At 44.7% G+C, this 7,046-nt stretch carries 6 protein-coding genes; all 6 read right to left on the bottom strand.

Annotation, left to right across the window (positions count from 1 at the left end; genetic code table 11):
- Positions 1 to 409: DUF4179 domain-containing protein (locus PGQ38_RS14115; protein WP_270432287.1), on the bottom strand; the 409-nt coding region annotated here is incomplete at its 3' end.
- Positions 399 to 962 carry an RNA polymerase sigma factor gene (locus PGQ38_RS14110; protein WP_270432285.1) on the bottom strand — a complete coding sequence of 188 codons (564 nt, stop codon included), beginning with the start codon at positions 960 to 962 and terminating at the stop codon, positions 399 to 401. The genes PGQ38_RS14110 and PGQ38_RS14115, both read right to left, overlap by 11 nt.
- A gap of 138 nt (positions 963 to 1,100) precedes the next feature.
- Entirely contained in the window at positions 1,101 to 1,385 is a 285-nt protein-coding gene (locus PGQ38_RS14105) for a hypothetical protein (protein ID WP_270432283.1), read from the bottom strand.
- A gap of 24 nt (positions 1,386 to 1,409) precedes the next feature.
- Positions 1,410 to 1,871 carry a hypothetical protein gene (locus PGQ38_RS14100; RefSeq protein ID WP_195700016.1) on the bottom strand — a complete coding sequence of 154 codons (462 nt, stop codon included), beginning with the start codon at positions 1,869 to 1,871 and terminating at the stop codon, positions 1,410 to 1,412.
- 360 nt (positions 1,872 to 2,231) lie between these two features.
- Entirely contained in the window at positions 2,232 to 2,975 is a 744-nt protein-coding gene (locus PGQ38_RS14095; protein ID WP_270432280.1) for a sugar phosphate isomerase/epimerase family protein, read from the bottom strand.
- Between the two features lie 93 nt (positions 2,976 to 3,068).
- Positions 3,069 to 7,031: a cadherin-like beta sandwich domain-containing protein gene (locus PGQ38_RS14090; protein ID WP_270432278.1), complete on the bottom strand. Its 3,963-nt coding sequence runs from the start codon at positions 7,029 to 7,031 to the stop codon at positions 3,069 to 3,071.
- Positions 7,032 to 7,046 lie beyond the last annotated feature (15 nt).

Genomic DNA, 7,046 nt, shown 5'->3' with positions numbered 1-7,046 from the left:
CAGTCTGAACGCTGCTCATGGAAATGTCATTTTCGCCATTTACATCCGTCAGGGAATATGCAATCCAAAGGCTTTTTGCATCCGCTGCAACTTCCTCTAACGAAACCGCAATCCCATTTTTTTCGATTGTCTTTTGAATTGTTTTCACATATTCATCTGTTTCCTTCTCAATTCCCAAAATCCGACCAATAAGAGAAGTCATTTTATACCAGGCTGCTTTTACCTCATTCTGATGTGTAAGACCACCACCAATAGCAGATACTAATATGATACAAGCCGCTGCTACCCGTATGTAGTGCTTGACTCTTACGATTTTAGTTTCTTTCCACGGTTTCGCCGCCTGATAAATGTATTTCTCATCTATATCCTCAAATACCGTTAAAAAATCCCAGCCTTTATTATCCCTCATAGCCAGCCTCCTTTAATAAACGATAAAGTTTTTTCCTGCTGCGAGCCAAAACTGACTTGATCTTACTTTCCCCACAAGCATGTCGGTCTGCTATCGCTTTTATGGGATCCATATACCAGTAGCGTCTAATAAAAATATCCCGGTCACGTTCCGAAAGCGTTGATAAAAAGTGGTCAAATAGTTTTACAAGTTCTTTCTTTTTTAAATAGATTTCAATATCAGAAGAAATTGCACTTCCAATTTTTTCCACTTCCCCAGCAATATCTTCCATATGTGAATCCATCCGTTTCTGCGCATTTCTTTTACGATAACGGTCGATTGCTGTATTTCTTGTTATTTTTGAAACAAAGGAAGACAAAATAGATGGTCTTCTCGGAGGAATGCTGTTCCAGGTAAAAAGCCATGTATCATTTACACACTCTTCAGAATCCTCCCTGCTGTATAAAATATTGTGTGCAACTATGTAACACATATTTTGATATTTATTTTTGGTCTCTACAATTGCATTTTCATCTCTGGCAAAATATAAATTAATAATCTGTGCATCATCCATCCTGCGCTGTTCTCCCTTTTCACCTTATATCACGTATTTTATTTCAATTGGTCGCATGAAAAATGTAATTTTTTTATTTTTTTTGCAGAAAAGGAAATAAAATATATTTCGTTCCTAATTCCTTTTCTGCATTTCCATTTACTGGTCAATTACTTCTGTCACATAAGCTCCCTGACCATCTACCGCAATAACTATTTCTTTTCCGTCTTCTGTTTCAATAATCTGCCCTACTGATGCCTGATCCTGTGGTCCACTGGTGCTTAAATCCGGATTTTCGTCAAATGTAGCCAGCGGGTACATTACCCTCTCTCCATTTGCATTGAAAAATTCATGTAATTCAACTCCAGAACTGGCAGCCACTGAAGCTGTTCCAATCAGCATACACGCTGCCGCTCCAATCCAAAACTTTTTTCGTTTCATCATGCTGCTCCTTTCTCTTAACCGTGATTATTTTTTATATCCACAAATACTACAGGTCTTCTTCAAAAACGGATAACTATGTTTACTGCAATATGTCCATGGAGTGTAAGTTTTTATCCCCCTACGATGGCATTTATTACATTTGTTTGAGATAATCAGCCGTTCTTTGTAACAGATTCCAGCTGTTCCAACTGTTCGAAAATCTGTCTTTTTACCAACAGCTTCTAAATATCTCGCCGGATGTTCACATGGCGCATTTGTCGCATAGGAAGAAATCGCTTCAATTGGTTCTGTTACAAAAGATCCATCTTCATTTACTCTGACAATTCTTTCCTTAGCACCAGTTTCTGTTACATAAATGTTTCCACTGGAAATTACTTCCTGCGCTTCATTTTCCGCACCCATTACAGAGATACCCTGCCCTGCCATATTTCCCATAATTGTAACACTTGTCATAATAATTGCCATCCACTTTTTTAATCCACTCATCCTTTTTACCTCGTTTTCTTAAATTTTTCCCTATAAGTTGTAAATAAAAATTTTTAGAGCCCTCCCTTCAAAGTTTCGTTATTCCTTTTTCACTATATATCACGTAAAATTTCGGTATCCGTTGCATCCTTGCTAAAAATAATTTATTTTATTCTCAAAACCTCCAGCCCTAATTTGGCACACAAACAGGATCCGTTTATAATCTGTGTCTTGGCGTTTTATAAGTAGCCGTAAATCAAAAGCCCCCCGGCAGCATAGTTCCAAAGATCCATACTATCGGGGGCTTATCCCTCATCTCATCATAATTTCCATATTCTCCTGACGATATAAAGCAATTTATCAATAGTGCTGTTCCACAACTTATTTTTCAGCCAGGCTGTCAAGGCATCTTTTTATATCTTCTTTTTGCATGCACTCAATGGTCCAGGTGCGTTCTTTTGTTTCTGGCAGATAGCCAAGCACTTCCTGCCAGGGAAGGTTTCCGCTTCCAAGTCCGATGTGGGAATCCCGGTCTCCGCAGTTGTCGTGGATATGGACATGGCTTACATAGGGAGCCAGATTTTTCGCCCACTCCCTGACATCCAGGGAAGAATAACAGTGTGCGTGCCCGATATCCAGACACAGCTTGAAGTTCGGCTGGTTCACCTTCTTATAAACATCCAAAAGAAGCCGCCAGTCATCATCAAATACATTTTCCAGCACGATTTCAAGTTCTGTTTTGTTTTTCATAAATTCCTTCCAGAATTTGGCGACATGCTCCGCCCAGTATTCTTTGTAATAAACATACGGGTTCATGCCAGAGTGAAAGACAATCTTCTTAGCTCCAAGTTGAAGCCCCGCCTCATAGCACTGGTTGAATCTTGTCATGGTGGCTTCCCGCACCAGGCTGTCGTATGCACAGGGGTTCACATCCAGAAATGGGCCATGAAGAATCAGATCCCTGGTCCCTATCTCTTTCATCTTCTCCCAGTACGTTTTGATTGAATTCGAAAGCTGATCCAGATTATCCGAAATGGAAAAATCAATGCTTTCGATCCCGGTTCCGTACTCTTTTACCAATGCTTTCATGTCATCATCTAAAACTAAATGGCTAATATATATCATTTTTTTCCTCACTTTTTTACGAAGCTACTCCTGCCTCTTTTAAATGGCAGAACAGGCAGAAGCCCCGCAAGGCCTTGCTGCCTGTTCCACTTTTTATTTTACTGTGATCTTAATTTTTTTCGATTTGGAACCTGATTTTACCGTAATGGTGGCAGTTCCTTTTTTCTTGGCTTTTATCACACCCTTTTTCGTAACGGTTGCCACCTTCTTATTGGAAGTGGTATAGGTTACCTTCTGCAGGGAGGTGATCGGGCTGATGACTGGCTTTAAGGTCAGCTTCTTGCCTTTTTTCAAGGTTGCCTTAGACGCAATGCCTGTGATCTTGGTTGTCTTCACCGCCGTCTTTTGAACAGTCACATTAATCACCTGTTTTTTACCGCTCGCCAGGGTGATGGTGACTTTTGCTTTTCCAGCCTTTAAGCCTTTTATGGTACCTTTTCTGGTCACTGTTACGATCTTCTTATTGCTGGTAGTCCAGCTCTTGATGGAATCCCCATTTGCCAGACCGGTTACCTTCACTTTTGTGGTAGACTGTTTTACCTTCAGCTTAATGCTAGAGGCCGTTACCTTGATGGTGGGGGTAAGTTTACTTCCCACTGTACGGGTTTCCGTTTTTCCCTTGTTGCTGGTGCGCTTCTGGGTTTCCGGGGCAAATACGGTTGCTGCCGATACGGTTGTCCAGGGACCAAATACCTCCGGGACTTCCGTTGGTGTCGGAGTCGGCGGAACGGGTGTCGGGGTAGCTGGAACCGGAGTTACGGTTGGTGTCGGGGATGGGGTATCGGTACGCTGTACCACAATGGTATAATCGGTTGTCTTTCCGGACTTTGTGGTAACGGTAACCTTTACCTCTGCTTCCGCATCTGGATTGGTCTTATCAAAATACATGGCAATTCTGTGTGCTGCGCCACTTCCAGTTACTTTTCCAAGTACCGTTACCTTGCTGGTACCGCGGATTCCCACAGCGGTGACGGATGCGCTGCTGTCTGCCGGTTCTGCAAAGATATTTAAAAACTCCCTGCTCTCTTTATAGATTGCCCGGTAGCTGGTTGTCACGCTGCTAAATTCCGGGGACAATGAAATCCGGTTTGCCGTATTGGAGTAGGTATTGCTGGTGCTAAGCGTCATGTTCGCCAAAACCGGCGTAGAAATATCCTGGGAAATGTGGAAGGTATATTCCCGGCTCTTTCCCTGGCCGCTTACGGTTACCTTTATATCTGTGGAGCCGCTGCTTACATCCGCCACAAAGCTTCCTGCATACGCCTGTCCATTTACGGTTATGGTACAGCCTTCCGGTGCTTTCAAAGCAAAGGTTACCTTGCTGGCATTCTCCGCTACCGTTAAGTTATATTTTAAGGTATCCTTTCGGAAGGCAGAAGGCCAGGTCACTTTTCCAGTATCTGCCGTGGCTGTCACGCTGTTTAAATAGGCCCCGTTGGTTTCCAGAGCCATCAAGTAATTGGAATCATTTTTGTAATAAAGGGTGCCTTCCCGGTCTGCGCAGATGGTACTGATACAGTATTCCTGCTGGTCACTTGCCGGACGGAAAAGCTCTACGGCTGTTCCGGAAGTCTGTCCCGGTTCATCGGATAACATATAAATACCGCCTGGTTTTGCATTGTAGGTAAAGTACAGATAGACTCTTCCATCTGCCTGTCCATCTCCATTATAATCCTGGTTTTCGTAGGCCGTGGACAGAAGAGGCGCTGCCTGGGGATAGCCTGGAATGGATACGTTGTATGCCAGGGAAATCCCGGAAGCGGTTTCATTTAAGACTGCAAAATGGTGACCACCATCGGAATTGAACTGGCCACCGTTTCCGCAGACACCTACATAGATCCTTCCCTTATAAACAACCGGGGAAGCGGTTGCCATGCCGCCAAGGTTATAGCTGCTGGTGCTTCCAAAGGTGCCGTCTGCATTCATCTGCACACGGTACAGATACCCGCCTTTGGTGGTGAAATATACATAACCATTGTTATAAACAATAGTGGAACGGATATCCCCATGGCTTGTCATCTTGTCCAGGAGCAGTCCGGTGTGAGTGTTCACAGAATATAAAATGGCGGAATTGGTATCTGTTCCTTCTGAAAAACCGTCGTCGGAACCAAATACCAGGTAATCGGATGAGGCATAGGAACCAGCCCAGTAAAAGCCGCCCTTATGGTTGTATTTCCAGGTGCAGTGTTTAATTTCTGTTCCTGTGAATGGATCCTCGTCTGTAACAGACAGACAGAAATAAGAGCCTGCTGTAGTCTCGGAGTTCCAGGTTCCCGTGTAAATATATCCATCCTTATACGTGATCGGGGAAAGTGTCTGACCACCCAGGGACTCACTGATCCATAAGGACTTTAAGGAAGTGGCACTGACTGCCTGGATCTGACCGCCTCCGATCTGTGCAAACAGCATTCCCTCTGCATAGGTAAGGGGAATCATGGCATACTGCATGTTTCCAGAGAGCTGTTCGCTGGTCTGAAGGATTTCCCCTGTGTTTTTATCCAGCTTATAGATAAACTGTCCAGACGCTACATAAACTGCTCCGCCCAGGATCAGTGGTGGTGTGATGGCAGCCTCCCAGCCCACTCCGATCCTTGTGTTCCATTTTAACAGGGTGGAATCCGCACTGGTCGGGGTACTGCTTCCGGTAATGCCGTTATTCGTATCACTATTTCGGAAATTGATCCAGTCATTGTCCGTGATCTCCGGCTGCGTGGCATCCTGTTTTACCAGTTCTGCGGTAATATCGGAAACCTCGCCTCCGGTAAAGCTGCCCTGTTTAGAAATATAGCCATACTTGGAGATGTTCCAGGTATAAGCTTCTCCCTGGAGGATATTCTCATAAATCATCAGGGAATCGGCGGAAGGGGTAAGGCGCTCACCATCCTTGTCATATACGCTGATGACCGCATCCTCCGGGGTTACCTGGAAACTTACTTTGTCACTTGTGCTTTTATGCACCAGGATGGTGTAGGTTCCTGTGGAGGTATAAGTCTTTTCTGCCAGGGCAGGATCCGCATAGGTGTTTGCCTCTGACATGGAGAGCGTCACTTTGGTATCACCGGTGTCTGCCAGTGGAACGCTCACAGCCGTATCTGTAGAAGAAAACGGAACCTCTTTTACTTCGCCTGTGGTTACATTTTCACTGGAAATGGCAAGCTGATACCAGTTGCCGGAAAACGCTTTTGGAACCACCTGTAAAGAAGCAGTAGAAACTACTACCGTTGCCTCGTAGTCCCTTGTAGTTCCTGTGGTGTCAAATTTCGGAAGGATATTTTTTGCCAGGTCCTTGTCATCCGGCAGGCAGGCCTTGAGATCGGAAAGGTCAAGACGGCGTTCTACCAGGATCTGGTAAACCTGCTTGTCCCCTTCTGTTCCTGCGGTGATAGTATAAAGTGCTCTTTTGGAGCCATTTTCTCCGGCTGCAAAAACGGAGGCAGCTATATTGTAACGGATACCATCTGTGTATCCGCTTTTTGACATTTCCGCATTCTGTTTTTCTCCGTCCAGTCCCGTGGTTTCCAGCTGAAGGACGGATCCCTCCGGTGCATTCCCTGCCAGATCCGCTGTGATCCAGAAGGATGCGGAATCCATGTTGGAACCATATTCTGCCACATAAACCTTGCCGCCAAACTCTGCGTCAAGATCAGACATACGCTTTAATCCTACGGTAGAAGCACCGCTCTGGCTGGTATATAAGGTCAAGTTCTGAAGGTAGCCACCCTCATCCTGCGCATCGGTTTCTGGCATGATGATAGGATCTGTCTCCCCTTCAAATCCCTCCTGGGAATCAGAGGCTTCAAAGTCCTCTTCTCCTGAAAAATCTTCTTCTGCTTCCCCGGAGGTAAACCCGGTAAATTCAGAAACGCTTGCAAAAGAATCCTCACTTTGTGTGTCTTCGGATTTCTGGGAACCACCCTCAAAAGAATCCGTCTCATCTGTAAAAAATCCATCCTCTTCTGCGGCATAAGCCGTGTTTAACGCATACACCGGAAGATTTCCAGCTAACAGGGCCGCAGACAAAAGTCCGGTCAGCCATTTTTTCATTGTTGGTTTCATTCAGTTCTCCCTTCT

The sequence above is a fragment of the Blautia faecis genome, from assembly GCF_027662325.1.
Classification (GTDB): Bacteria; Bacillota; Clostridia; order Lachnospirales; family Lachnospiraceae; genus Blautia_A; species Blautia_A faecis.
Note: the sequence above shows the minus strand (reverse complement) of the source record. Positions and strands in the feature narration are given on the sequence as shown.